The following is a 24,653-nucleotide window of genomic DNA, read 5'->3' as shown; positions in this document are numbered from 1 at the left end:
ATACCTATGAATACTGCCGCCATGTCGGCGATTGCGACTGCCGACCAATATCTACTGTCGCCTTACAACCTGAACGAAGCCGCCTTGGAGCAGGTCTTTGGCGAGATCATGCATAACGATGTCGACTACGCCGACCTTTATTTTCAGTACAGCCGAACCGAGGGGTGGAGCCTGGAAGAGGGTATCGTCAAGGCGGGCAGTTTCAGCATCGACCAGGGCGTAGGGGTGCGTGTCGTCAGTGGTGAGAAAACCGCTTTTGCCTATTCCGACGACATCGGCCAAGCCGCCTTGATGTCTGCCGCTCACGCAACGCGTGCCATTGGCCGCCAGGGTGGTCGTGGTGTGGCGGGTAAGACCACGCATGGCAAAGTGCATACGCTGTATCCCAATATCGACCCCTTGGCCAGTTTAAATGAAGCTGCCAAGGTATCGCTGCTGGAAGGGGTGGAACGCTATGCGCGTAGCCTGGACCCAAGGGTAACTCAGGTGATGGCGAGTGTCGCTGGGGAGTACGATGTGGTGTACATCGCCCGGCACGATGGTCACAGGGCTGCCGATGTGCGCCCCTTGGTGCGAGTGAGCCTGCAGGTAATTGTCGAGCAGAATGGCCGGCGTGAATCAGCCCATGTGGGTGGCGGCGGCAGGTTCGATTACAGCTATTTCGACGAAGCCAAGCTGCAGGGGTACGCGCGTGAGGCAGTGCGCCAAGCGTTGGTCAACCTGGAAGCCCGCCCCGCTCCAGCAGGTGAGATGACGGTGGTGCTGGGTTGCGGCTGGCCCGGCATTCTGTTGCATGAAGCCATTGGCCATGGTCTGGAAGGCGACTTCAACCGCAAGGGCAGCTCTGCATTCGCTGGCAAGATCGGGCAGCGTGTGGCAGCCAAGGGTGTGACGGTGGTCGACGACGGCACGATTCCCGATCGACGTGGTTCATTGAATGTGGATGACGAAGGCAATACAACCCAGCGCACGGTATTGATCGAAGATGGTATGCTGCAGGGTTACCTGCAAGATAGTCTCAATGCCCGCTTGATGGGTGTGGCATCCACCGGCAACGGCCGGCGCGAGAGCTACGCCCATATCACCATGCCGCGCATGACCAATACGGTCATGATGAATGGCGATAAATCTGCGGATGAAATCATCGGTTCAATTAAGCAAGGGCTTTATGCCGTTAACTTTGCTGGTGGCCAGGTCGATATCACCAGCGGCAAATTTGTTTTCTCCGCCAGCGAAGCGTATTGGGTAGAGAACGGCAAAATCCAATATCCGGTAAAAGGCGCAACGCTGATCGGCAACGGCCCGGATGTGCTGACACGCGTAGGCATGATCGGCAACGACATGAAGCTCGATCCTGGCGTAGGCACCTGCGGCAAGGAAGGCCAAAGCGTCCCTGTTGGCGTTGGCCAACCTACGATTCGTGTGGATGGCGGGTTGACGGTGGGCGGAACGGCTTGATAGCGTGGTTCAACTGATGGTCGTTGCTTTAAATGACTGAACAAGCTTTTTTCGCTACGGCTATCTAATAAATACGAGCCATATAAAAAACGGCCTCTTGTTGATATTGAACAAGGGGCCGTCTTTTTGTTCTAAGTACCTGTTCACGATCTTACTGCGCAGCTGTGATCGGGGCTTATGTGCTGCTCGAAATCCTATTGTACTTAAGTACATTCCGGTTTCTGCGCTGCGCTGACCCCGCTGACAGCCGCTCACGACAGATCTTGAACAGGTTCTAAGTACTTAAATGAGTACCGACTAGGCGTTGTTCTCGTCGTTCACCTGTTTCACGTAGGTGTTGTATTCGCTGATAGCGGCGTTGCCGGCATCATTGGCGGCCTTCATGGTGGCGCTTTGCTCATCAATGTACTTCTTCATGCACTCGCCGTATTCCTTGAAGCGCTTGGTGAAGTTCTTCTTTTTCATCTCGCTGGCCATTTTTCCGGGCAGTTCCGGCTGAGTGCAGCTGTGCTTGGCTGCGATTGCCGGTGCGGCGGGTGCCGCAGTTTCATCGGCCAAGGCGGCGGTGCTGATCAGGGCTGCGGCAATAAGCATGTACTTCATTGGCTGAACTCCCTTGCGATGGTTGAAGGGAGCGAGTGTGGCGGTAAATTAACGTACACGTCAATCATTCCCAGCTTGAGTGCACTTGGCGCTATAGTCTGCCCCATAGAAAACCAACAAGGAGACGCTATGACTGAGCAGTTGCAACTGGAATGCATTGGGCATACGGCCTTGATCACCATTCAGAACCCGCCAGCCAACACATGGACCGAAGAGAGTCTGCCGGCATTGCGTCAGATGGTGGAAAAGCTGAATGCCGATGCCGAAATCTACGCATTGGTGATGACCGGGGCGGGACAGAAGTTCTTCAGCGCTGGGGCCGACCTCAATGTATTTGGCGATGGCGACAAAGCCCGAGCCCGGAAGATGATCACTTACTTTGGCCGGGCATTTGAAGCTTTGGCGCAGTTTCGTGGCGTCAGCATAGCGGCTATCAATGGCTATGGAATGGGTGGTGGTCTGGAGGCCGCGCTTGCGTGCGATATCCGTATTGCAGAGGAACAGGCTGTGATGGCGTTGCCGGAAGCCAGCGTAGGCTTGCTTCCTGGCGGCATGGGTACCCAGCACCTGCCTTGGTTGGTAGGCGAGGGTTGGGCCAAGCGTATGATTCTGTGCGGTGAGCGTATCGATGCCCAGACAGCATTGCGCATTGGGTTGGTAGAGGAAGTGGTGCCAACAGGGCAAGCACGCCAAACGGCCCTTGCCTTGGCCGAGAAGGTTGCCAAGCAGAGCCCAAGTTCGGTGACTGCGTGTAAGCAGCTTATTCAGGCTGCACGTAAACAGCCGATGTGGTCGGCATTGAATCTGGAACGCGAGATGTTTGTGGACTTGTTTGACACCGAAGACCAGCAGGAAGGGGTGCGTGCTTTCTTGGAGAAGCGGGCCCCGGTTTGGAAGAATCGCTAGAACCTGGTCCGAATCTTACGGCACAGCTGTGGTCAGGGCGTTTATCCCTGCCAACAGCTGCTCGCAAACCTCGTTCAGCACTCAGTATCACGTTTCATTTGGGTAAAACATCATGACGGATGCAGTTCATTTCACCCTGATTCCTACTGAAAATGGTCGGCAGATCGGCCAGATCACCTTGAATGCCGAGAAGACGCTCAATGCGCTTTCTCTGGCAATGATTCGCCAGATTGCCCCAAAGTTGGAAGAGTGGCGTAACGATTCGCGGGTGGTGTGCATTGTGTTGCGTGGTGCGGGCGAGAAGGCATTCTGCGCCGGGGGTGATGTTGTAGCCATTCAGGCTGCTATCGAGGCCCGCGACTTTGCGAGTACCGATGCGTTCTTCAAGGAGGAATACGCGCTCGACTACACCATCCATACCTACCCCAAGCCGATTCTGGCGTGGGGGCACGGCATCGTCATGGGGGGCGGGGTGGGCTTGATGGTAGGGGCAAGTCACCGCGTGGTTACCGAGCGGTCCCGCATTGCCATGCCAGAAGTCACCATTGGCCTCTATCCCGATGTTGGCGCGTCGTGGTTCCTCAATCGCTTACCCGGCAGGCTGGGTATTTATCTTGGCCTGACTGGTGCAAGTTTCAATGCGGCAGATGCCTTGTTTGTCGATTTGGCTGATTTCGCTTTTCCAAGCGCCCAGCGTGATGCCGTACTCGGTGGATTGATGGGGCTGGCCTGGCAAGGAAATGCAGGGGCCGACCAGCATGTGCTTGGCAGGTATCTGCGTGAACAGAGTCGCCACTATTCGGTTGAGTTGGCACCATCGCCGATCCGAGACCACCTGGATGCGATTCGTGCCTGTACAAACTACGAGAATCCAGAAGAGATCGTCGCTGCCATCACCCACTACAGTGGCCCGGATGATTGGCTACGTGCGGGTGCGCAAAAGCTCAGTGTTGGTTCGCCAACGTCGATACGGTTGATACTGGCCGCGCAGCAACGGGCCCGACATATGTCGCTTACTGAAGTGTTTGCCATGGAGTTCAACCTCTCACGACAATGTTGCCGCCACCCGGATTTCGCGGAAGGCGTGAGGGCGCTGTTGGTTGATAAGGACAATGCACCACGTTGGTTCCCTACGACCCTGGCAGAGGTTAGTGACGCTTATATCGAAGGCTTTTTTGCGGCGCCGTGAAATGGCTACGGTTTGAACAGTACCAGTCAGTGATATGAAAAAAGGGCGGCTCATTGAGCCGCCCTTTTTTTAGCTACGTACAGAATGCCTGTTAATGCTCTGTAACGAGCAGCCGCCAGCAGGCTTAGTGCTGGGCTAAGAGTATGCCTAACTCATCCTGATTACTCTCGCGGTAGGTAGCGCAGAGCCGGATCGATTCCAGCGTTTGCTTCAACGCTGCCTCACCACCGTCATAGCGCTGTGCAATCGGGCTGAAGAAGCGTTCCATTTCTGCAGCCTTGGCCTGACTGCAGAAGCCATTCAAGTCACGTGGAAAGCTGCCCGGCGCGTCTTTGGCCATACGTTTGGTCAACGGTTTGTATTCCCGTTCTACAAAGCGCAAAGCCCCATCACGCAAAGACTCATCCTCATTCTGGCTGCGCAGAAGCCGTTTGGACTCGCGGATGTCGTGGCGGGCATCCAGCATGAGTTTACGAGCCGCTTCCGCCAATGCTGGGCTCTGAAAACTACCCAGGGCGGCGTACAGGTCATCGCGCTCGTTCCGGTTACTCGTAGTCAACGCCATTGCCGCCATTGCATCGAAGAGCGTCTGGTCGCCATTCAGGGCAGCGGTACGCAAAACAACGCGACGGTTGGTGGGGTCGAGCTGATTCCGGTCCTTAAACCACGCATGGGTCAGCTTTGTTGCCTCTTCTTGCAAGACATGGTCCTGGCCCAGTTCGGCTACTCTGTCCATGATGCTGGCACGCAGCATGCGGTCTTCATCGGACTCGTCAGCTTTGTTGGCAAAGCCCAGTTGGCGTGCCCGTGTGCCAAAGGCACGCTGCCACAGGGCTGCATAACTGGCTTTCTGGGCTGATCCTACCAATGGCTTGGCCTTGAGCAGGATGTCGCGCGCTGTTTCGGCAACTTCACGCCGTGAATGTTTGGCAAACTGCTCGGCCAGTGATAGCGCATCTGCCATGGGTAGGTCGGCAGATTCCGTTAAGGCCGCAGCATCGTCAAGATTCGCCATGATCTCGTTGACGTTCAGGTCTGCCGTACGCATGAGCTTGGTCAGCGCACCAGATGTGTAGACCGGCCGGTAATAGCCTGCGCCGTTTACATTGGCTTCAACCCAGGCTGGGCAGTGCTGGTCTGGCAATGCCATTTCGCCGGTGGCTTCCTTGAGCAACATCTGGGTCATACCAGCCGGTGTACGCACCGTCATAGGTATATCCCAATGTTGTGCGGTGCTGGCTTGTGAACCCTGTGGTACGAAGCGCGACTGGCTGAGCTTCAGGCGAGGTGAGCTGCTGCAATCGAGCTGTACTGCGACGCGTGGGATGCCGGGCTGGTCGGTAAAGCTCTGGAACGACGCTGCCAGTTCGACGTTGCCATTGCTGAGCGCATTGATGAAATCCTTGCCTGTGGCATTACCCCAGGCATGGCGGGCCATGTAACGGCGTACGCCGGCTTGGAACTGATCCGGACCAAGCCAGGTTTCGAACATGGCCAATACAGTCTGGCCTTTGTCGTAGGTGATGCCATCAAAAGCGCTGCCAAGATCCTGCGTATTCAACACGGGCTGGTGGACGCGCCGCGTGGTATTGAGGCGGTCAATACGCATGGCGTTGGCACGGGAATACTGCGTGCTGGTGTTCCAGCGCCATTCTGGCATGACCTGGTCGGTGATTTTGTCACCCATCCAGGAGGCGAACGATTCGTTAAGCCATAAGTCATCCCACCATGCCATGGTCACATAGTTGCCAAACCACTGGTGTGATAGTTCGTGCGCAGCAACCGCTACATAGTCGCGTTTGAAGCTGCCGGTTTCCTCTTCGGGTTTGGCCAGCAACAACCGTGAGGTGTAGGTGATCAACCCGGCGTTTTCCATGGCGCTGAAGCCTACGGTAAGCGGCAGTACAAGGCTGTCGAGCTTCTCGTAGGGGTAGGGCATGCCAAAATAGGCTTCAAGCTTTTGGACGATAGTCGGAGTGATACTGGCAGCGTAACGCGCATCAGCAGCCCGGCCGCGTGGGGTAATGTAGCGCAGCGGTGTATTGCCTACCTTACCGCCATCGACAATATCGAACGGGCCGACCGCGAAGGCCACCAAATAGCTTGGTAAGGGCTTGGTGGTTTGGAATTGCACACGTTTCCAACCCGGGGACGTCGGTGTTTCTTCCGCGACTGGGGCATTGGCAACTGCGGTGAGGGCACTAGGCACCGTTAGCGCTAACGACCAGGGTACTTTCCAGCCCGGTTCATCAAAGCATGGGAATGCCATGCGGGCGCTGGTGGCTTCAAATTGGGTAAACGCATACCAGTCACCGCCTTCTTTCTGGCGGAATAGCCCTGCCACGTCACGGTCCTGTATCTGGCCGGAGAAGCTGATTTTCAATTGGCCACGCCCGGCAGGCAGCGGCTTGGCGAAGTTCAAGTCAAGCAGGTCGTCGTCCAACACCTTGGCTCGCGCTTTGTATTGCTGGCCATTGATTTCCAGCAGAGCAGATTTGACCAGAATGCCTGTGGCGTTAAGCCGCAAGCTGGGGGTAGGGCGCTTGATGTCGAGATCAACCATAACTTCGCCGGTATGGCGTGTCTCATTCGGATCGACCTTGAGCGAGACTTGATAGGCCAATGGGGCCGCCACATCAGGCAGCCGCATAGGCAAGGGTGCCTTTGCTGCCAGCGCGGGTAACGCCAGCAAGGAAAGCAAGGAGAGAGCGCTTTGCCACTTCATGGTTCTTCCTCGGGGAGTTTCGGCGGTGGCCGAAGAAGCCGAGGACTATAGCAAACTGATGGGTATGGTATATAAGCCAGGCATGATGCGCTGAGCAAAAAGCAACACCAAAAGTACAATGCGGCCTGTTCTGGCCGCATTAGAGAACTATCGCAAGTAGGTGGTGTGTACAGCCGCGGTGGACTCAGCACAGAAAATGGTTTTTGTGTTCAGATCAAACGGCGTCCGGACCCGTTTCGCCAGTACGGATGCGCACTACCTGCTCAACCCCCGTCACAAAAATCTTGCCGTCACCGATTTTGCCGGTACGTGCGGCTTTGACGATGGCATCGATGGCGAAGTCGACCTTGTCGGCAGTGATGACGATCTCGATTTTCACCTTGGGCAGAAAGTCCACTACATACTCTGCGCCACGGTAGAGCTCGGTATGCCCTTTCTGACGGCCAAAGCCTTTGACTTCAGTTACGGTCAGGCCGGTTACACCGACTTCTGCCAACGCTTCGCGTACTTCATCGAGCTTGAATGGCTTGATGATTGCTTCGACTTTCTTCATTTCCATTTCAGTTCTCCTCGTGACAAAGGGCCTTACGGCCCTTTGTTTTGTCTTGCAATAGAGAAAAGCTGACGCTTACTCTACCTTTGCCTTGGCGCGCAGATCGGCGATCAGCTTGTCCAGAGCCTGGCCTTGCATTTGTTGTTGGAGGTTGCCCTTCACTTCATCGTAGCTTGGGCCCTGGGCTGAACGAACGTCTTCCAGCTTGATGACGTGATAGCCGTATTGGGTCTTCACGGGCTCCTGGGTAACCTGGCCCTTGGCCAGCTCGCGCATGGCTTTATCGAACTCAGGAACGAATTGGCCTTCCTGCACCTTGTCGTACAGACCGCCATTGTCCTTGCTGCCAGGGTCTTGTGACTTGGCCTTGGCGATGTCGGCAAACTTCTTGCCTTTCTTCAGGTCAGCGATGATAGTCTTGGCTTCTGCTTCGGTCTTCACCAGGATATGGCGAACGCTGTATTCCTTGCTGGCGGCAGCCTGGGTCTTGAGCTTGTCATACTCGGCCTTCAGGTCGGCTTCTGGAATCACAGCTGTCTTCTGGTAGCCCTGTACGAAGGTTTTGAGCAAGACGTTTTGGCGCGCCATGGCCATTTCATTTTGTACATCGGCGCTCTTGTCCAGACCTTGCTTGACGGCTTCCTGGGCGATCACTTCCTTGGTGATCAGATCGTCACGGATCTTGGAGCGTAGATCAGGACTATCCTTGGCACCGCGCTCGGCGAGCTGCTTGAGGATGAAGTCCATCTGGGCTTGAGGGATAGCAACACCGTTAACGGTGGCTACCGGCTTGTCGGCAGCGAATACGGCGCCGGCCACGAGGGCGGCGATCAGTGCTGGGGCGAAGCGAATCTTGGTTTGCATCGAATACGTCCTTCTAGGTCTTAATGGCTAGTTTGCAATTGTTTGCAGGTTAAGAGAGGTTCAGCTGTTTGCTTCGCCTGGTGTTCGGGCTTCGATGGCGAGCGCGTGTATATCGCGACGCATCATCTCACCCAGTGTTTCGTAAACCAATCGATGGCGCTCAAGTGAATTGAGACCAACGAATCGCTCGGACACGATTTGCAGACGATAGTGCCCGCCACCCGATGCGGCACCAGCATGACCAGCATGTTTAGCGCTGTCGTCGCGTAAATCAAGCACCGAAGGATTCAAGTTGGCAAGTTTCGCACGGATTTGGTCGGGAATGTTCATGCAGGCAACACCTTCTTGAAGGGGCGGACATCCACATGTGCATAGACACCGCCGATCAGATAAGGGTCTGCATCTGCCCACGCCTGTGCTGCGGCAAGGTCGGTGAACTCCGCCACAATCAAACTGCCTGAAAAGCCGGCAGGGCCAGGATCGTTAGCATCGATGGCGGGGAACGGCCCAGCCAGCAACAACCGGCCTTCGGTCTGTAAGGCCTGCAGTCTTGCCAAATGGGCTGGGCGATGGGTTTGACGGTTTTCTAGAGAGTTTGCGGTATCGTGGCCGGTAATAGCGTAGAACATGGTGTCTTAGCGGGTTGTATTCAAGGTCGCAGATTCAGTTTGAGCCGATCATGATGTCTTCCATCTTCAGTTGAGTCAGCTTTTCGATATTGCTGATCAAGTAGAAGAGCGACCCTGTCAGGATGACAGTGCTGGGCAGGACGATGACAGGGTAGCTGAGCAGGGTCATGCGGCCCAGCTCGGCGGTGAATTCGGGCGTGCCAGGTTGGCTTACCACCACCCATTTGGCCAGCACGTAGTTGAGTATGGACGAGAGCACAAACGAAAAAGCGATCATCCAGGAACTGATCTTGAGCGTACGCGCGAAGGCTGCCTTATTACCCAAGGCTTCGAGCGCAGCATTGATCTTATCGACCTGCAGAATCTCGTCGTTGAAAAGCAGTGTGCGTACAAAAGGGTAGGGCGTGTACATCGAGATTACGGTGGCAAGGCCCAGAATGCCGGGAATGGCAGCTTCCTTGATGGCGATGTACTGTGGCGGTAATTTTAACAGGGCCATACCACCGGTGAGGGTGATAGAGATCAGACCCAGGACAGAGATCATATTGGTCTTACGTGTCTGCCAGTACTGGTGCAGGCCGTAACCAAGTGGAAAAGCCAATGCGATCAACATGCTCCAGACAGGTCCCAGACGGTTTTCGTCGTTGAGCTGGGTCATGATGATTGTAGGGATGATGATGTTCATCATCAGATTGCCGAGTACCCCCTTCTTTTTGGGAGTGGGCTGAGCCGGCGTAGTAGGGCCCGGTTCGATCGGCGTTTGAGCCAAGATGCATCTCCTGCGCTGTGGCGGCACTAAATTTTAAAGCCGCCACTATAAGCGCTTTGTCGGTGATTGCCCACTCCGGTACGCCGATAGTCAAATCCGTTTGTCATTTCGCTGAATGGACAATTTGAACGAGCTCTCATCGTGGATGTTTCAAGCGACCTCACCTACCGCCACCTGCCAGCATCCTTCCTGGCTTTGCCAAAGTCTTACCGGCCATTGGTATGCTTGGCTAAGGGATACAGATTCGAGACAGCTTGTCGGTTCGCCCTGGGCAAGCAATCGACCATTTCCCAACAACAGTACATGATCCGCCCAGCGCGCTGCCTGGGTTAGATCGTGTAGCACCGCAACAATGGTGCGGCCTTTGGCGACTTCGGTACGCAGACGGCGAAACAGCAGGGCTTGGTGTTTCAGGTCGAGGTGATTGGTGGGCTCATCCAGCAGCCAAATCGGTGCATCCTGAGTGAGAAGTCTTGCAAGACCTGCCCGTTGCCGTTCGCCGCCTGAAAGGTTGCGCCATGGGCTGGTACTGCGGGTGTGCAATTCAACGCTTACCAGCGCTTCGTTGACACGAGCGAGGTCATCACTGCTGGCCCGGCCGAAACTGCCCAGACTGGGGCGACGGCCAAGCAACACGTAGTTGGCCAGGTTCAAGGGCAGCTCATTGGGTGGAAACTGCCCCAGCCAACCAAGCTTGCGGGCGCGATCTGATTGATTAATGGTGTTCAGCGGAATGCCATCGAGCAGGATTTGGCCTTGCTGGCCGGTGAGCAAGCCCCCCAGCAGCTTCAAGAGCGTGCTTTTCCCTGCACCGTTGGGACCGACAATTGCAGTGAATTGGCCACGCGGCAGCTCCGCGTCGATTTTGTCCAGCAGGTAACGCTTCCCCGCTTGCAAGGTGAGTTGACGCAACTGGAAAGCGGGCAGCATGAAGGTGTGGGGTGCGTTCATACATTTCCTCTTCTGCGCAGGCGGAATAGCCAAAGGAAGAAGGCCGGGCCAATGAAGCCCACCAACAAGCCCACGGGCAGATTGACCGGGTAAGCAACCCCGCGGGCCAGCGTATCCATGCCCAGCAGGAAAAGCGCGCCAACCACAGTTGAAACGATGATGAGCTTGCGTCGTCCACCGCCCAGCACTAGTGCGCAGGCATTAGGCACCATCATGCCGATAAAGCCGATGATGCCACTCACTGATACGGCCGCACCCACAGCCAATGCAGCGCCAATCGCGCAAATTACGCGTACACGCTCAACCGGTACGCCGAGGCTGCGGGCATCGTCTTCACCCAGCAGTAAGCAGTCGAGATCGCGTCCCAGGGCAACCAGAATCATGATGCCCAAGAAGGCAACGGGCGCGGCCCATAGCAACGGCGCACCGGTTGTTGATCCGAGCTGACCGGACAGCCATACCATGGCGCTACGCAGGGTCAGGTCGTCAGACAGGAACAAAAGTATGCCGGTAGCGGCACTCGCTAAACTACCCAGTAGCAGACCGATCAATAACAGACTGATTTCACCGCCCCCCATAAGCCTGGCCAGCCCAAGCAGTACCCAGGTTGTCAGCAGCGCGCCAGCAAAGGCTGCCAATGGCAAGCTCATGCTGCCTAAACCCAGTGCCATGACGGCGACAACGGCCAAGGCGGCGCCGCTTGAGGTACCGATCAGCGTCGGATCGGCCAAGGGGTTGCGGAATAAGGCTTGCAGGGCTGCGCCTGCCGCTGCAAGCGCACCGCCGACCAGGAGGGCGGCCAATACCCGTGGCAGTCGCAATGCGTAGACCATAGGGTCCTGCAAGTCAGGCCATTGCCAGCCATCGCCTTGAAACCCTAGTGCAAACAACAAAAGGCCACCTGTACCAGCGACCATCAAGAGACGGAGGGTGAAGCGTTGGCAAAACGCTAGGCTGCTTGAAAACGGGGTGGGTCGGCGTAACCAAAAGGCACGGACGGTGGACATGAGGCTTGGTCGGGGCTAGGTCAGTCGATTACCGATGTGCCATAACACGCCGGACGGGTCGACTAGCGATAATTGGCGTAATCCCCAGGGCTTGTCTTCCGGAGCGATGGCACGGCAACCGGCATGTTGAGTAAGAAGATTGCTGATTGTGATGTGTTGCCACCAGGTATCGGCATCTTCTACCAATAGATGCATGACGCAGTTTTCAGCCCATTGCTTGTGATAGAGGTTCTGCAACAGAAAAGCGACGCTGCCAAGAAGCATCTCGACCAGGGTTTCCCCATGCGGGTACTCGCTGAAACCCAGATCGCGATAAAACCGACGCGAAGCCTCGAAATCGAGGGCGGGCAAAAAGGACTTGAGTTCCAGTGCTTGGGTAACTGTCATAGGAGCAGGCGGGTTGACCACTGGATTCAACTCATACCCTTGAGCTTCTTCACCGCTACTGGACTACCCAGGTTGACGCTGAAAAACTCGTGTGCAGGCACTTCGTACACCTTGCCGTTCTTTCCAGCTGGTGTGCTGGCGATATCCGGGCGGGCCTTCAGCTGGTCGATGCCGCCGTACGCAGCCTTGTTATGGTCTGCAACCAGGATAAGGTCTGGTGCGAGTTTGGCGATGGCTTCGGCATCGAGCGGCTTGTAGCCCACCACGGTTGCCGCCGCATTGATGCCACCCGCCGCCCGGATCAGCGTATCGCCAGGGGTATCCCGACCGGCGACGGTTTTGCCTTCATAACTGATCAGTATCCGCTTACCCATTGGCCCTGCCGGCTGCATGGCGTTTTGCCAGTCTGTAGCCAGTTTGTTGGCAGCGGTGGCGGCGCCAATAAGGCTACCTACATTGCGGATGGTATCGGCGTAGTCAGCACCGTCCTCACGATTGCTGACCTGAACAGCTCGCAAGCCGAATCCATTGAGCTGACCCCAAATACCTGCCGGCATGGCCATACGGCTGCCGATCACCAGGCTGGGCTTGAGGCGCAGGATGGGTTCAGCACTAAGCGAACGCGACAGACCGATGTCCACAGCTTTGGCCAATGCTGGTTGTTTGGCAGAACGGTCGCGACCGACGACTTCATCAGCCTTGCCCAACACCACCAGGATCTCGGCAACATCCGCTGTCAGCGCCACGATGCGTTCGGCAGCCTGAACAGGCGTGCTGAACAACAAACCCAAAAAAAGTGTGCTGAATAGATGTTTACGCGGCATAGGCTACCTCCTTATCGGGCAGACTATGTGCGAGCGCTGCCCAGGCACCGAGCTCCGGCTTGCCGGGCTTGCGTTCACCGAAGAACTGCACAATCAATTCCCCTGCAGCGTCGTAGCACTCCAGCGAGGTTACATCGCCATCGCGGGTGGGTTTGCGTACAACAAACGCCTTGGCGAACATATCGGTACGCAGGTGCAGGTTGAAACCTGGGTCGAGCACATTCAGCCAGGGGCCGATGGCGGCGATTTTTTGTACCGGGCCGGTATGGATCTGCAAGCAACCATGGTTGCCGGCAAACACCATGATGGACAGCTGGGTGCGTGCCGCATGGTTGAGCAGCATCTCGATCGAATCTAGATCCACTTCCCGTACGAAGCCATGAGGAGCCAAGCGCAAAGCTTGTGGCCGGCTGACTTCGAATTTACGTAGCAAGGGGTAAAACTCGTGCGTGTCCTGCAAGTTGAGCCAGCCTTGGCGGAATGCGACCTGGTCGATGGCGGCATCCGGCTGGTCAATTTGGCGCTCGCGTGGGTCGTCCACCTCAACGTGGGCGTGGCTGCTGGCGTAATGGCTGACCAGCTCGTCATAGGCAGCGGCATCGGACTGCGGTGTCAGGAATATCTTGTGTACGGCATCGCCGTGGCGGTCGAAAAACTGGAGGGATGATCTATCGCCACGCACGGCAAAGCCATAGCGCCAGCTGTGCAGGAAGAAACGCAGGTCGATTTCCGGATTCAGCGCCAGGCCCATCTCGCCTTGAATGCGGACGTTGGCGTAGACGCCAGTTTTTTCGTGAACGGCGGCTTCATTGCGGGTCAGCGTCATCACGACCCCCAGCTTTTCAAGCTCACCCAGGATGTCTGCCCATTTGGGGAATAGCGTGATGGACAACGGGTCTGCAGCCACCAGCTCCGCTTCGCTGACCCCAAGCCGTGCTGCGGCATCACGGGCGCGGATTTTCGGTTCACTGGCTTTCAGGTGCAGGTAGCTTTGCCATAGGGTGTTTGCGTTCATATTTTTCTCCTCGTCTAAGAACCTGTTTATGATCCTACTGCGCAGCCGTGATCAGGGCTTATGTGCTGCTCGAAATCCTCATGTACCTAAGTACATTCCGGTTTCTGTGCTGTTCTGCACCCTGCTGACAGCTGCTCGCAACAGATCGTAAGCAGGTCCTAAGAGCCTGTTCAAAGTCTGTTGTGCTAGCGTGTGTAACAGGGGCCTACGTACTACGTGGCATACATGCCGATTTTCACGCCATGACCCACTCTGCTGACAACTGTTTGCTGCAGTCCGTAGGCAGATTCAAACGGTTATGGCTAAGGGCAGCGCCGGCTTCCCGGGCGACGCTGCCCCTGCCAAAGGCCATTTCTGGCCCCTTACTTGGTTAATCTTTGTGGCTCGGTCGGCGACCAATCCTGTACAGGTTCATAAGTGCCTGTTTGCGATCTGTTGCGAGCAGCTGTCAGCAGGGCACAGAGCAGCGCAGAAACCGGAATGTACTTGAGTACATGAGGCTTTCGAGCAGCGCATAAGCCCTGATCACAGCGGTGCAGTAAGATCATGAACAGGCTATTAGAAGCGGTAGTCGAAGTTGGCACCTACCGTCCGACCCGCCTGGGTATAACGGTCCAACACATTGCTGCTGGCGGCTTGCCCTTTGACGTCGCTCCACAGCCAGTACTTTTTATCGGTAAGGTTGTAAACGCCGGCTTGCAGGCTAGCTTGGCGGCCCAGCTGCATGCGTGCGGACAGATCAAGCACCCCATAGCCCGGAGCCTTGAACAGGCTGGCGGCGCTGGTACGATTCTTGGCTTTGGCGCCGCGTAATGCCAGCGTACTGCCCCACTGTTCGCTGTCGTAGTCCAGCGCGACCGAGCCATTCAGGGGCTCCACGGCGTCATAAGCCTGGTTGCTGCTAAGGTCGTCCGCCTTGGCGTAGGCCATTGCGCCGCGTAACTTCAGCTTGGGTTGCATACGCCATGCAGCCTTCATCTCCAGCCCACTGATACGAACGCGACCGATGTTCTGGGCTTGGAATTCATTGGCAACACCATTGCCATTGGTGTCCACTGCGGAAACCAAGGTGGAGGCAATGAAGTTTTTGTAACGGTTCTGGTAGACAGTGACCGAAAATTCGGTTGTGCTGCTGCGGTAACGGGCCCCGAATTCGGCGCTGCGGCTGGTTTCCGCTTTCAGGTTGGGGTTGGGTTGGATTTCATACCCATGCGCTGGGTTGACGAACACCAATACGCCATCGTCGAAATTCGGTGTGCGGAAGCCAGTGCCAACCTGTGCGAAACCCGTCCATTGCTCGTTAAACGGTAGGCTGAGCATGAGACGGGGTGAAATGGCCGAGTCTGAAGACTTGCGTACATTGTCCGGATTCGGGTTGGCGTTGACGTACATTGCGTCGGTCTTGGGTTCCAGACTGTAACGGTCGTAGCGTAGTGACGGCGTAATGCTCATACCCGAGGCAAAAGTGATTTCATCCTGCACGAACAGCCCCAGGCGATCGCTGTCGTTATCGGGGAAGGTCTTTTGAGGGAAGACTTCGCCACCCACGGTGGTGATTACGCTGCCATTGGGGTTGATCTGGGTACGCATCCGTGGCCGGCTGGTTTCGGTGCGACTGAAGTCGCCACCCCAGACGAGGGTGTGGAGCAGATTGCCCTGATCGAAACGGTGCGTTACCTGACCGTCGAGTCCCCAGGCGGTTTGCTCGAAGCTGGCGTTGGTAGTGCGACGGATGTTGCCGGTACGGCCTTCAAGTGTGTCTTCAATACTCTTGCCGGTTTGGCGGTAAAAACCGAGGTGTGCACCAACCAAGCCGCTGCCGGTAGCGCCGTAGTCGTAACTGACGCTGCTGCGGTCACGCTTTGCTTTGTCGGTACTGGTTTGCGACAACACCGCACCACCGCGACTGCTCAGATAGTCTCCATCGCTCTTACGGCGGAAGCTGTCTTGGGTAAAGCCGATTTTGTGGCCATTACCCAATTCCCAGCCCAGTTTGGCCAGGATGGCGTCACTGCTCCAGTCCAAGGGATTGGCGGTTGTACGTGCACTGCCGGCTGAATCGTTGTCGCCCTGGGTCTTGTTGTTTTCCCCCTGGCGGCGGGTGTAATTGAATAATGCGTTGAAGGCACCACTGCGCATACCGGCAGCAGCGCCAGCGCGTTTACTGTTGTCGACGCCATAGTAACCAAGGCGAAGACGGCCGCCCTGGGTGGCATTCTTGGCCAGCAGGTCTTCGATATTCAGGCTGCGATAGGCTACTACGCCGCCTAGTGCATCGGCACCATATAGGCCGGAGTAAGGCCCTTTGATGACTTCCACGGCGCTCAGGTTGTCCAGTTCGACCATGTCACGACCGGATATGGCCGCACCACCACCCATATAGACCTGCGGTAGATTGATACCGTCGATGGTCATCTGCACCCGGTTGCCTTCGATGCCGCGGATAGTTACGCCGGCATTGCCACGCCGGGCTGGGTCACGGCTTACCGATACGCCGGGCTCGTCGACAAACAGGCTTTGAATGTCATGCACTCGGCCTTTGTCGCTGCCTTCAGGAGGGAGAACTGCCACGTTAGGCGCTACTGCATCGGCATCTTTTGGCAGGCGCGTTGCGGTAATCGAAACGCTGGGCAGGGCTTGGGAGTGGGTACTAGGCAGCGCGGTATCTGCAAAAGCAGGCAGGATAGCCAATGCGGTGGCCAAGGGAGTGAGACGGGTGAAGAGAGTGTTGCCGGTCATAGATTCTGCGTCCAAAAAAAGCCCCGCCGCCTGGATGCGGCGGGGACTCTCAAATCGCTGGCTGGCCAGTGGCGGGCACCGGTTGGCTGGCTACATCGTCATGGAAAGGGTGCTGCTAACTGTTACGCACAGTACATAGGGTGCTGTGCCTTGATTGGTGCAACATCACGCATACAAAACGTCTTACTTGGTCAGGATCAACTTGCCGTTGCGGGTAAGGCGCAAGCGATAGACCTCCCCACGATGAGCAATCTCAAGTTCCTGATGGCCCTGCAATAGCGCAAGTACATCCATTCTTGGTTTGGCGCGTGGCTCGGCAGATCTGTTGAGAGTTAGTGTGCGTGAGTTCATTGTTGTAATGATAATGCTTATCATTTAAAAAATGCAAGACGCAACGCAGACACTTTCAGGTACTGGAATAGTTGGCTTTAGACTTAAGACCCGGTTCGAAGCTCTGTGCTTCATTGAAAAGTAAGGTGAGTACGGTGCACGGAGCCGTACCTACAAAGACAAAGAATGCGCATGCTGATGGTGCTTTAGGTGTCGTATCACCCGTATGAAGATGGAGCTGAAAGCCGGCAGGGGACTTAACAGCACTCGGTTTGGCTGCCACTGCTTACGTGAATGAAAAAGGGGGGGCTACACAAATTTTGTTTTCGGTTTGCAAGAGGGGGCTTGAAAACCAAAAAGCCCATACCTATCTAGCCCATGTGGGTGCTCAAGAGAGGCTCACGAAACAACCTTATCGCTTGATTTTTCAGAGGATATTCACCATGCGTAGCTACGACTTTACCCCCCTGTACCGTTCTGCCATTGGCTATGACCGCCTGGCCCATATGTTCGACGAGGCACTGCGCAACGATGCGCAGCCGAGTTACCCTCCCTACAACATTGAATTACTGTCGGAAAACGAATACCGGATATCCATGGCGGTTGCAGGCTTTGAGCGTGCAGAGCTGGATATCGAAGCGGAAAATGATGTGCTGAAGGTTGTCGGCCGCAAACAGCGTAGTGAGACCAAGTCCACCTATTTGCACCGTGGCATCGCGAGCCGCGACTTCGAACATCGCTTCCGGTTAGCTGAGCATGTCAAGGTAGCGAGTGCCTCGTTGGATAACGGGCTCTTGAATATCCAACTGGTGCGTGAGATCCCTGAGGCTTTGAAACCACGCAAGATCGCGATTGATGGCGACAACGTGCATATGCTGGAACGCCGTACGGCCTGATAAGCCATAAATGAAAACGGCCGGGGATTTACCCGGCCGTTTTTTGTTTCCGCCAACCCTTCAACTGGCTTGCAGCTTGCGCATGGCAGCTTCCAAGCCCGCTGGTGTGAGCGGGTACATTCTTTCCCCCATCAACTCACGTGTAATGCGCAGGGATTCGGTATAGCCCCAGCGTGCTTCCTCGACCGGATTGAGCCATACCGCATGGGAGAAATGTGCCAGCAGGCGTTCCAGCCATACCTTGCCTGGCTCCTCATTCATGTGTTCGACAGAACCACCTGGATAGACAATCTCATAGGGGCTCATGGTGGCGTCGCCCACGATGATCAACTTGTAGTCGCTGGGGTAGGTATGCAGCAAGTCGAAGGTCGAAAGCCGCTCGCTGTTGCGGCGCTGGTTGTTGCGCCAGACCGACTCGTAAAAGAAGTTGTGGAAGTAAGCGTGTTCCAGATGCTTGAATTCACTGCGCGCCGCAGAAAAAAGGCTCTCGCACACTTCGATATGGTCATCCATCGATCCGCCGACATCCAGGCAGAGCAACACCTTCACTGCATTGTGCCGTTCCTGGGCGAACTTCAGATCCAACCAGCCTGCATTGTCTGAGGTGGCACGGATAGTGGCATCCAGATCAAGCACATTGGCTTCGGATTGCCGTACCAGCTGGCGCAGGCGGTGTAACGCAACCTTGAAGTTGCGCGTTCCCAGCTCGCGAGTGTCGTCGAAATCCTTGAATTCCCGTTGGTCCCATACTTTTACTGCGCGGCGATGCCGAGACTCGTTCTGCCCGATACGGACACCTTCCGAGTTGTAGCCATAGGCGCCGAAAGGGCTTGTGCCACTGGTACCTATCCACTTGTTCCCGCCTTGGTGGCGCTCTTTCTGCTCAGCCAGCCGTTCCTTCAAGGTTTGCATCAGCTTGTCCCAGCCCAAACCTTTCAGCTGTTCTTTTTCCTCCTCAGACAGCTGTTTTTCAATCAGCTTATGTAGCCAGTCTTCAGGGATGGCGGTTTCCAATTTCTCCAGCAGGCTGTTTACCCCCTTGAAGTACTGGCCGAAGACTTGGTCGTACCGGTCGAAATACTTTTCATCTTTGATCAGGATGGCACGTGAGAGAAAGTAAAAATCGTCGAGACTGCCGTTTACCACTCGGGAGTCCAGTGCCTCCAGCAAGGTCAAAAGCTCCTTGGTTGAAACTGGCAGCTTGGCATCACGCAAGTGGTAAAAGAAGTCGATCAGCATGGGGGAGGGAGATTGAGGCAGTTCCGATATTGTCGCTGCTATTGGCTTGCGTTGCCATGGCTTGGCGTAGGGCAGGGTTTTATTGATAATTACTCTCAATAAAGTATCGAGGGTCGCTATGTCGCATTCCTCCTCTTTTCTCTTACTTGCGGTGGGATTGGTAAGCACCAATCTGATTGGGTGTGCGCATGCACCCAATATTCCTGGGCCGCTATCGAAAGCATTATCAGGCCCGCATGCAGTGTTGTTGGGTGAGGTGCACGACAATGCTGCGGTACACGCATTTCGTTTGGCTGCGTTGCGCGAATCATTGGAAGCGGGTTGGCGGCCGGCAATTGCCCTGGAACAGTTCGACCGAGAAAAGCAGACGGTGCTTGATCAAATCCGGGCGACACCGCCGGTGGACGTCGACCGCCTGATTGCAGAGGCAGCCCCTTTCGGTAAAGGATGGAACTGGGACTACTACCGTCCTGTGCTAGCACTGGCGATTAAGTACAACTTGCCTATCGTGGCGGCCAATTTATCGCGTGCGAATGCTGCCAAAGTGGCTAAGCAAGGCTTTGCTGCGGCGCTGTCAGATCAGCTGATTGCACAGTATGGCCTCAAAGATGACTTGCCAAGTGTCGTACTGAATGGACAGCGGCAAGCCGTGGACAAGGGGCATTGTGGGCAGCTGCCAGCGGCGATGCTGGAAAGCATGGCCAAGGCGCAGATTGCGCGCGATGTAGTAATGGCCGAGTCGATTAAGCCCTATCTGGGCAACAGAGGGGTTGTGCTGTTGGCGGGCAATGGCCATGTACGGCGAGACATTGGCGTGCCTTACTGGTTACCCGATACCGTATCGGTAGGGTTGTTAGAACAAGCCGAACCGGTTGCTTTTGACCAAAGCGTTGTACTACCCACCCAGACACGTGCGGATCCTTGTGCCGGCTTGTCTGTAGCAACCCTTTCGTCGAAATAAAACTTATCGGTATAGCCTTTTTTCTTGCCTGCAGAACATTCTGGCAAAGGTTTGTTGGCGTAATGTCAGGGCTTGTCGGTTTTTATAAACAAGCGGGTAATCGCCCCACCGCACAACACAGCCCTGTTTTAGAATGATTCGAACGATTTATACCGCTTTGCCGGCTTGGCGTTTAGCAAGTAGGTATAAGCAACCATAAGAGCCTGTTTACGATCTGTCGCGAGCAGCTGCCAGCGTGGCACAGAGCAGCACATAAGCCCTGATCACGGCTGCGCAGTAAGATCGTAAGCAGGTGCGAAGACTACGAGGAGGCACTATGCATGCCATGTTCGAACCCCATGACAGCCAGGCGGAAAAAGCACGGCTTGCTGATTTGTATACGCGGCAACGTAAGGCATTTGCTGCCGAACCATTCCCCGCTTTTGAAATAAGGCTAAGCCGGTTGAGCCGGCTGCGGCACGCACTCCTGCAACATCAGGATGCGCTTGCGACAGCGATCTCCGCAGACTTTGGGCATCGGTCGGTGCATGAGACGCGACTCCTGGAGCTGTTCCCAAGTATTGCCGGCATCAAGCATACAACCCGCAAGTTGGCGAAATGGATGAAGCCCAGACGGCGTGGGGTGTCGATCTGGTTCATGCCAGCCAGTAATACCGTCATTCCACAACCGCTGGGTGTGGTCGGGGTCATCGTCCCGTGGAACTACCCCTTGTATTTGGCTATCGGCCCGCTGACTGCAGCATTGGCGGCGGGAAATCGGGTCATGATCAAGATTTCCGAGTACACCCCCCGCTTTGGCGAGGCGTTGCGGCGGGCCCTGGCCGAGTCTTTTGATGAAGGCGAGGTGGCGGTGTTGAACGGTGGGGTGGAAGTAGCCCAGTCATTTTCAGGTTATACCTGGGATCACCTGCTGTTTACGGGCTCTACCGAGGTGGGTAAGCATGTGATGCGGGCCGCGGCTGCCAATCTGACGCCAGTAACGTTGGAGTTGGGGGGCAAGTCGCCGTGCATAGTGCATCCGGATTTCCCTATCGCCACCGCTGCCGAGCGGATCATGCATGGCAAGTGCCTGAATGCCGGCCAGACTTGTGTTGCACCAGATTACGTATTCATCCCTGAAGGTAAACAAGCCGAATTTATCGATGCCGCAAAGGCGGTGGTAGCCAAGTGGTACCCGAATGCGGCGCAAAATCCGGATTACAGCGCTGTGGTGAACAGCCGCCATCTTGCGCGCCTGCAAGGGTATTTGCAGGATGCAGAGCAAAAAGGCGCGAAGGTGCAACCGCTTGCAGCAGTGGATGCGGCTTCCGGGAAATTGGCGCCGACCGTGGTGCTGGACGTGAACGACCAGATGACGGTGATGCAGGAGGAAATATTTGGTCCGATTCTGCCTGTACTGACCTACCGCACGATGGATGAGCCCATCGACTATATCAATGCCCACCCACGCCCTTTGGCGTTGTACTACTTCGATTACAACAACCAGCGTATCAACAGAATGCTGGCGGCTACGGTTTCTGGTGGTGTCGGCATCAACGAGACGGTGATGCATGTTGGGCAGGATGACTTGCCCTTTGGTGGTGTCGGTGCTTCGGGTATGGGGCACTACCATGGACATGAGGGCTTTGAGACCTTTTCCAAGATGAAGCCTGTCTTCGCTCAGAGTCGAATCAACGGTATTTGGATGATGCGCCCACCTTATGGGTCTTTGGTTGCACGGCTGCTGAAGTTCATGTTGCGCTAGGGCATGCGCCATGCTTACCCGACGTCAATTGCTGCAAACGGGCTTCGCCGGTGCTGCTGTGTTGGGGTTGGCCCGTTTTGTCTACGGGCCGTTCAAGCCAGATGCATTGTATGCAGCATCACAGCTGCATCACTTTAAGGTACTCGATGCCGAAAGCCGTACCGCGATTGCGGCAATCGCCCGAGTGATGCTTCAAGGGGCGTTGCCCTTTGGTGAGGCGGAGCGAGAAACCGCACTGCAGGCGGTAGTAGCGGGGTGCGACACCGTTATTTCCGGTTTGCCTGAACTGGTGCAAGGCGAGGTGGAAGAGCTGCTCGCTTTGTTGGCAAACCGCTTCGCCCGTCGTTGGGTTGCAGGTGTCAGCAGTGCCTGGGCGGTAGCCGGCGATGATGAAATCGCCCATTTTCTCAATCGTTGGCGTTATTCCTCTCTTCCTCTGTTACGCAGTGGCTATCAGGCGCTGCATCAAATCATCTTCGCTGCCTGGTATGGCAACCCGCAAGCCTGGGCTGACATCGGCTATACAGGCCCACCCGAATTCGTGAAAGGCTACTGGCATGCCTAAGGACCTGATTGCCGAAGGCTTGGCTTCCGGCAAGTGGGATGTGCGTGATGCATCAGCCTTGATGCAGGACCAAACATTGGAAGCCGATGTCGTTATCGTTGGTACGGGCGCGGGCGGTGGTATAGCTGCTGAAATACTGAGCATGGCTGGTCTTAGGGTAGTGATGGTGGAGGAGGGGGGGCTGAACTATGCCTCCCGGCATTTCAAGCTTAAGGAAGCGGATGCCTATCCACAGCTCTACCAGGAGTCCGCCGGGCGACAGACTAAAGACAAAGCCATCACGATTCTGCAGGGGCGTACTACCGGTGGGTCGACCGTGGTGAACTGGACCTCCAGTTTTCGGACACCGCCAACAACCTTGCAGTATTGGAATAAGCGTTTTGGCTTGGAAGACCTGACGGTAGAGGAGTTGGCCCCTTGGTTTGACCGTGCCGAGAAGCGCCTGAATATAGTCGACTGGCAGGTCGAACCTAATGCAAACAATAGTGCCCTGGCCCGTGGGGCAGACCGCTTGGGCATTCACTGGGCCAAGATTCGCCGTAATGTGAATGGCTGCCTTAACCTTGGTTACTGTGGTATGGGTTGCCCGGTCAATGCCAAGCAATCGATGCTGGTTACCACGATTCCTTCAGCATTGGGTTTGGGCGCAACCTTGCTGATTCATAGCCGGGCAGAGCGGGCGCTATGGGAAGGTGATAAATCAGCAGGGGTCGAATGCGTTGCTATGGATGTAAGTGGACGGTATCCCATCGGTGTGAAGCTGACGGTTCGTGCCTCTACCGTGGTGCTGGCGGGCGGCGCAATCAATACACCAGCGCTGATGCTGCGTTCCCAACTGCCAGACCCTTGTGGCTTGATCGGCAAGCGTACATTTCTACACCCCGTGAATATCTCTGGCGCTGTTATGCCCTCCAAGGTGGAGGGGTGGCAAGGTGCGCCGCAAAGCATCTATTCCGATCACTTTCTCGACACCATGCCGGTAGACGGCCCTATTGGCTATAAGCTGGAAGTACCGCCATTACACCCTGTGCTGACGGGGATTACGATGAGTGGGTTCGGAGAGAAACATCGCGGTTTGATGGCGAGTTTTGATCGGTTGCAGGTGGTGTTGGCATTGCTGCGCGATGGATTTCACGAGGGCAGCCGGGGTGGGACGGTGGGGCTGAAATCAGACGGCAGTCCGTTGCTGGATTACCCTATCAGTCATTATGTGTGGGCTGGCGTGCGGCAGGCTTATCTCACCATGGCTGAACTTCAGTTTGCTGCAGGCGCAACCCACGTCATGCCGATTCACGAAGATGTAGCCGCGGAAGGCTATGCCAGCTGGGCAAAGGCGAAGTCAGCCATTCTTGCTCTGCCATTGGAAGGACTGCGCGCCCGGATTGTGTCTGCGCATGTGATGGGGGGGGCAGGCATGAGTGCGAAGGCAGAGGACGGCGTGGTAAACAGCGCTGGCCGGTTTCATCACCTCGATGGTCTGTATGTGATGGATGGGTCGGTCTTTCCGACTTCCATCGGAGCCAACCCACAGCTGTCGATATATGGTCTGGTGGCGCGCAATGCTAGTTTGCTTGCGACAAAGCTCACGGGTAAGACGGTTGTTTGGCCTGTAGCAGCAACGGTATAGCTGATTGCTATACAAGAGCGTGTTCAAGTCTAAGAACCTGTTCAAATTCTCCGCAGAAGAAGAGTCAGGAAGGCAAACTGAAGGGTCTGTCAGTAATTTCGTGTTCAAGGCATATCATGCTCCCAAGGAGAATGTATGCCTCGCAAACCGAAAGCCAAGCCGGTGGAATTGCCGGCAATTCCCGCCGAGCTCCTAGCTCAGTTCGGCAACGGACCCATGACCGCGGAGGCCATCAATACCGCTACGGCGGCCCTGAAGAAAGCCTTGATCGAACGGGCACTGGGGGCCGAGATGAACCACCATCTTGGCTATCCACCCGGCGCCACTAAACCCAACACCGTTACCAATCAACGCAACGGCAGGGGCGTCAAGACCATCCTGACCCAAGATGGCCCAATCCGCATCGAGGTCCCTCGCGATCGCGACAGCAGCTTTGAGCCGCTGCTGATTCCCAAGCATGAACGCCGTTTTACGGGCTTCGACGACAAGATTGTCGCCATGTATGCCCGAGGTATGACCGTACGTGAGATTCAGGGCTTCTTGCGCGAGCAATATGGCACTGAAGTCTCACCAGAGTTCATCAGTTCGGTGACCGACGAAGTCATGACAGAAGTCGCTGCCTGGCAGGCTCGACCGCTTGAACCGATGTATCCGGTTGTGTTCTTCGACGCA

24 protein-coding genes are annotated in these 24,653 nt (G+C 55.9%); 9 read left to right on the top strand and 15 right to left on the bottom strand.

All coding sequences use genetic code 11. The features are described from left to right. The first annotated feature begins 6 nt into the window (after positions 1-6). Positions 7-1,458, top strand: coding sequence for a metalloprotease TldD (gene tldD / locus ACUHMQ_RS01170; protein ID WP_445293607.1), 1,452 nt, complete (start codon positions 7-9; stop codon positions 1,456-1,458). A gap of 297 nt (positions 1,459-1,755) precedes the next feature. Here the strand turns inward: tldD and ACUHMQ_RS01165 are convergent, their stop codons facing one another. Next, positions 1,756-2,061: a hypothetical protein gene (locus ACUHMQ_RS01165; protein WP_445293606.1), complete on the bottom strand. Its 306-nt coding sequence runs from the start codon at positions 2,059-2,061 to the stop codon at positions 1,756-1,758. Between the two features lie 129 nt (positions 2,062-2,190). On the opposite strand from ACUHMQ_RS01165, the gene ACUHMQ_RS01160 reads away from it, so the two are divergent. Further along, positions 2,191-2,967 carry an enoyl-CoA hydratase gene (locus ACUHMQ_RS01160; protein ID WP_445293605.1) on the top strand — a complete coding sequence of 259 codons (777 nt, stop codon included), beginning with the start codon at positions 2,191-2,193 and terminating at the stop codon, positions 2,965-2,967. A 112-nt stretch (positions 2,968-3,079) separates the two neighbouring features. Further along, the gene (locus ACUHMQ_RS01155; protein ID WP_445293604.1) at positions 3,080-4,156 is read left to right on the top strand and encodes an enoyl-CoA hydratase/isomerase family protein; all 1,077 of its coding nucleotides are present in this window, start codon (positions 3,080-3,082) and stop codon (positions 4,154-4,156) included. A gap of 124 nt (positions 4,157-4,280) precedes the next feature. Here the strand turns inward: ACUHMQ_RS01155 and ACUHMQ_RS01150 are convergent, their stop codons facing one another. The 13 genes from ACUHMQ_RS01150 to hemP all read right to left on the bottom strand — a co-directional run bounded on the left by ACUHMQ_RS01150 (position 4,281) and on the right by hemP (position 16,970). Next, positions 4,281-6,881: a M1 family metallopeptidase gene (locus tag ACUHMQ_RS01150; RefSeq protein WP_445293603.1), complete on the bottom strand. Its 2,601-nt coding sequence runs from the start codon at positions 6,879-6,881 to the stop codon at positions 4,281-4,283. Positions 6,882-7,095: 214 nt separating this feature from the next. Further along, positions 7,096-7,434 (bottom strand): P-II family nitrogen regulator, encoded by a 339-nt coding sequence (locus ACUHMQ_RS01145; RefSeq protein WP_445293713.1) that lies wholly within the window; start codon positions 7,432-7,434, stop codon positions 7,096-7,098. A gap of 75 nt (positions 7,435-7,509) precedes the next feature. Continuing rightward, positions 7,510-8,298 carry a peptidylprolyl isomerase gene (locus ACUHMQ_RS01140; RefSeq protein ID WP_445293602.1) on the bottom strand — a complete coding sequence of 263 codons (789 nt, stop codon included), beginning with the start codon at positions 8,296-8,298 and terminating at the stop codon, positions 7,510-7,512. Between the two features lie 60 nt (positions 8,299-8,358). Continuing rightward, the gene (locus tag ACUHMQ_RS01135; RefSeq protein ID WP_445293601.1) at positions 8,359-8,628 is read right to left on the bottom strand and encodes a BolA family protein; all 270 of its coding nucleotides are present in this window, start codon (positions 8,626-8,628) and stop codon (positions 8,359-8,361) included. Continuing rightward, on the bottom strand, positions 8,625-8,927 hold the full coding sequence (locus ACUHMQ_RS01130; RefSeq protein WP_445293600.1) for a YciI family protein: 303 nt from the start codon (positions 8,925-8,927) through the stop codon (positions 8,625-8,627). Before ACUHMQ_RS01130 ends, ACUHMQ_RS01135 begins: the two co-directional genes overlap by 4 nt. A gap of 34 nt (positions 8,928-8,961) precedes the next feature. Beyond that, positions 8,962-9,696 carry a VC0807 family protein gene (locus ACUHMQ_RS01125; RefSeq protein ID WP_445293599.1) on the bottom strand — a complete coding sequence of 245 codons (735 nt, stop codon included), beginning with the start codon at positions 9,694-9,696 and terminating at the stop codon, positions 8,962-8,964. A 150-nt stretch (positions 9,697-9,846) separates the two neighbouring features. After that, positions 9,847-10,647: an ABC transporter ATP-binding protein gene (locus ACUHMQ_RS01120; protein WP_445293598.1), complete on the bottom strand. Its 801-nt coding sequence runs from the start codon at positions 10,645-10,647 to the stop codon at positions 9,847-9,849. Beyond that, positions 10,644-11,654: a FecCD family ABC transporter permease gene (locus ACUHMQ_RS01115; RefSeq protein ID WP_445293597.1), complete on the bottom strand. Its 1,011-nt coding sequence runs from the start codon at positions 11,652-11,654 to the stop codon at positions 10,644-10,646. Before ACUHMQ_RS01115 ends, ACUHMQ_RS01120 begins: the two co-directional genes overlap by 4 nt. Positions 11,655-11,669: 15 nt before the next feature. After that, positions 11,670-12,041, bottom strand: a complete 372-nt coding sequence (locus ACUHMQ_RS01110) for a VOC family protein (RefSeq protein WP_445293596.1) — start codon at positions 12,039-12,041, stop codon at positions 11,670-11,672. 26 nt (positions 12,042-12,067) lie between these two features. Beyond that, complete coding sequence (locus ACUHMQ_RS01105; protein WP_445293595.1) at positions 12,068-12,865, bottom strand: heme/hemin ABC transporter substrate-binding protein; 798 nt, start codon at positions 12,863-12,865, stop codon at positions 12,068-12,070. Then, complete coding sequence (locus ACUHMQ_RS01100; RefSeq protein ID WP_445293594.1) at positions 12,855-13,880, bottom strand: hemin-degrading factor; 1,026 nt, start codon at positions 13,878-13,880, stop codon at positions 12,855-12,857. The genes ACUHMQ_RS01105 and ACUHMQ_RS01100 overlap by 11 nt, the downstream gene beginning before the upstream one ends. A 558-nt stretch (positions 13,881-14,438) precedes the next feature. After that, positions 14,439-16,619 (bottom strand): TonB-dependent hemoglobin/transferrin/lactoferrin family receptor, encoded by a 2,181-nt coding sequence (locus ACUHMQ_RS01095; RefSeq protein ID WP_445293593.1) that lies wholly within the window; start codon positions 16,617-16,619, stop codon positions 14,439-14,441. A 183-nt stretch (positions 16,620-16,802) separates the two neighbouring features. Next, positions 16,803-16,970, bottom strand: a complete 168-nt coding sequence (gene hemP / locus ACUHMQ_RS01090) for a hemin uptake protein HemP (RefSeq protein WP_445293592.1) — start codon at positions 16,968-16,970, stop codon at positions 16,803-16,805. A 422-nt stretch (positions 16,971-17,392) separates the two neighbouring features. On the opposite strand from hemP, the gene ACUHMQ_RS01085 reads away from it, so the two are divergent. Continuing rightward, positions 17,393-17,845 (top strand): Hsp20 family protein, encoded by a 453-nt coding sequence (locus ACUHMQ_RS01085; RefSeq protein WP_445293591.1) that lies wholly within the window; start codon positions 17,393-17,395, stop codon positions 17,843-17,845. A gap of 60 nt (positions 17,846-17,905) precedes the next feature. On the opposite strand, the gene ACUHMQ_RS01080 is transcribed toward ACUHMQ_RS01085, so the two are convergent. Beyond that, positions 17,906-19,183, bottom strand: coding sequence for a vWA domain-containing protein (locus ACUHMQ_RS01080; protein WP_445293590.1), 1,278 nt, complete (start codon positions 19,181-19,183; stop codon positions 17,906-17,908). 19 nt (positions 19,184-19,202) lie between these two features. Here ACUHMQ_RS01080 and ACUHMQ_RS01075 point away from each other — a divergent pair, with 19 nt between their 5' ends. From ACUHMQ_RS01075 to ACUHMQ_RS01055, 5 genes are all read left to right on the top strand, one after another. Continuing rightward, positions 19,203-20,045 carry a ChaN family lipoprotein gene (locus ACUHMQ_RS01075; RefSeq protein ID WP_445293589.1) on the top strand — a complete coding sequence of 281 codons (843 nt, stop codon included), beginning with the start codon at positions 19,203-19,205 and terminating at the stop codon, positions 20,043-20,045. Between the two features lie 316 nt (positions 20,046-20,361). Then, positions 20,362-21,789: a coniferyl aldehyde dehydrogenase gene (locus tag ACUHMQ_RS01070; protein WP_445293588.1), complete on the top strand. Its 1,428-nt coding sequence runs from the start codon at positions 20,362-20,364 to the stop codon at positions 21,787-21,789. 10 nt (positions 21,790-21,799) lie between these two features. Continuing rightward, positions 21,800-22,354 (top strand): hypothetical protein, encoded by a 555-nt coding sequence (locus ACUHMQ_RS01065; RefSeq protein ID WP_445293587.1) that lies wholly within the window; start codon positions 21,800-21,802, stop codon positions 22,352-22,354. Continuing rightward, the gene (locus ACUHMQ_RS01060) at positions 22,347-23,981 is read left to right on the top strand and encodes a GMC family oxidoreductase N-terminal domain-containing protein (RefSeq protein ID WP_445293586.1); all 1,635 of its coding nucleotides are present in this window, start codon (positions 22,347-22,349) and stop codon (positions 23,979-23,981) included. Before ACUHMQ_RS01065 ends, ACUHMQ_RS01060 begins: the two co-directional genes overlap by 8 nt. 135 nt (positions 23,982-24,116) lie before the next feature. Then, positions 24,117-24,653, top strand: a 537-nt coding sequence (locus tag ACUHMQ_RS01055; RefSeq protein WP_445293585.1) for a transposase, incomplete at its 3' end; no start/stop codon positions are given.

This window comes from Chitinimonas violaceus (assembly GCF_052601015.1).
This window is presented reverse-complemented; position numbering and strand designations above follow the sequence as displayed.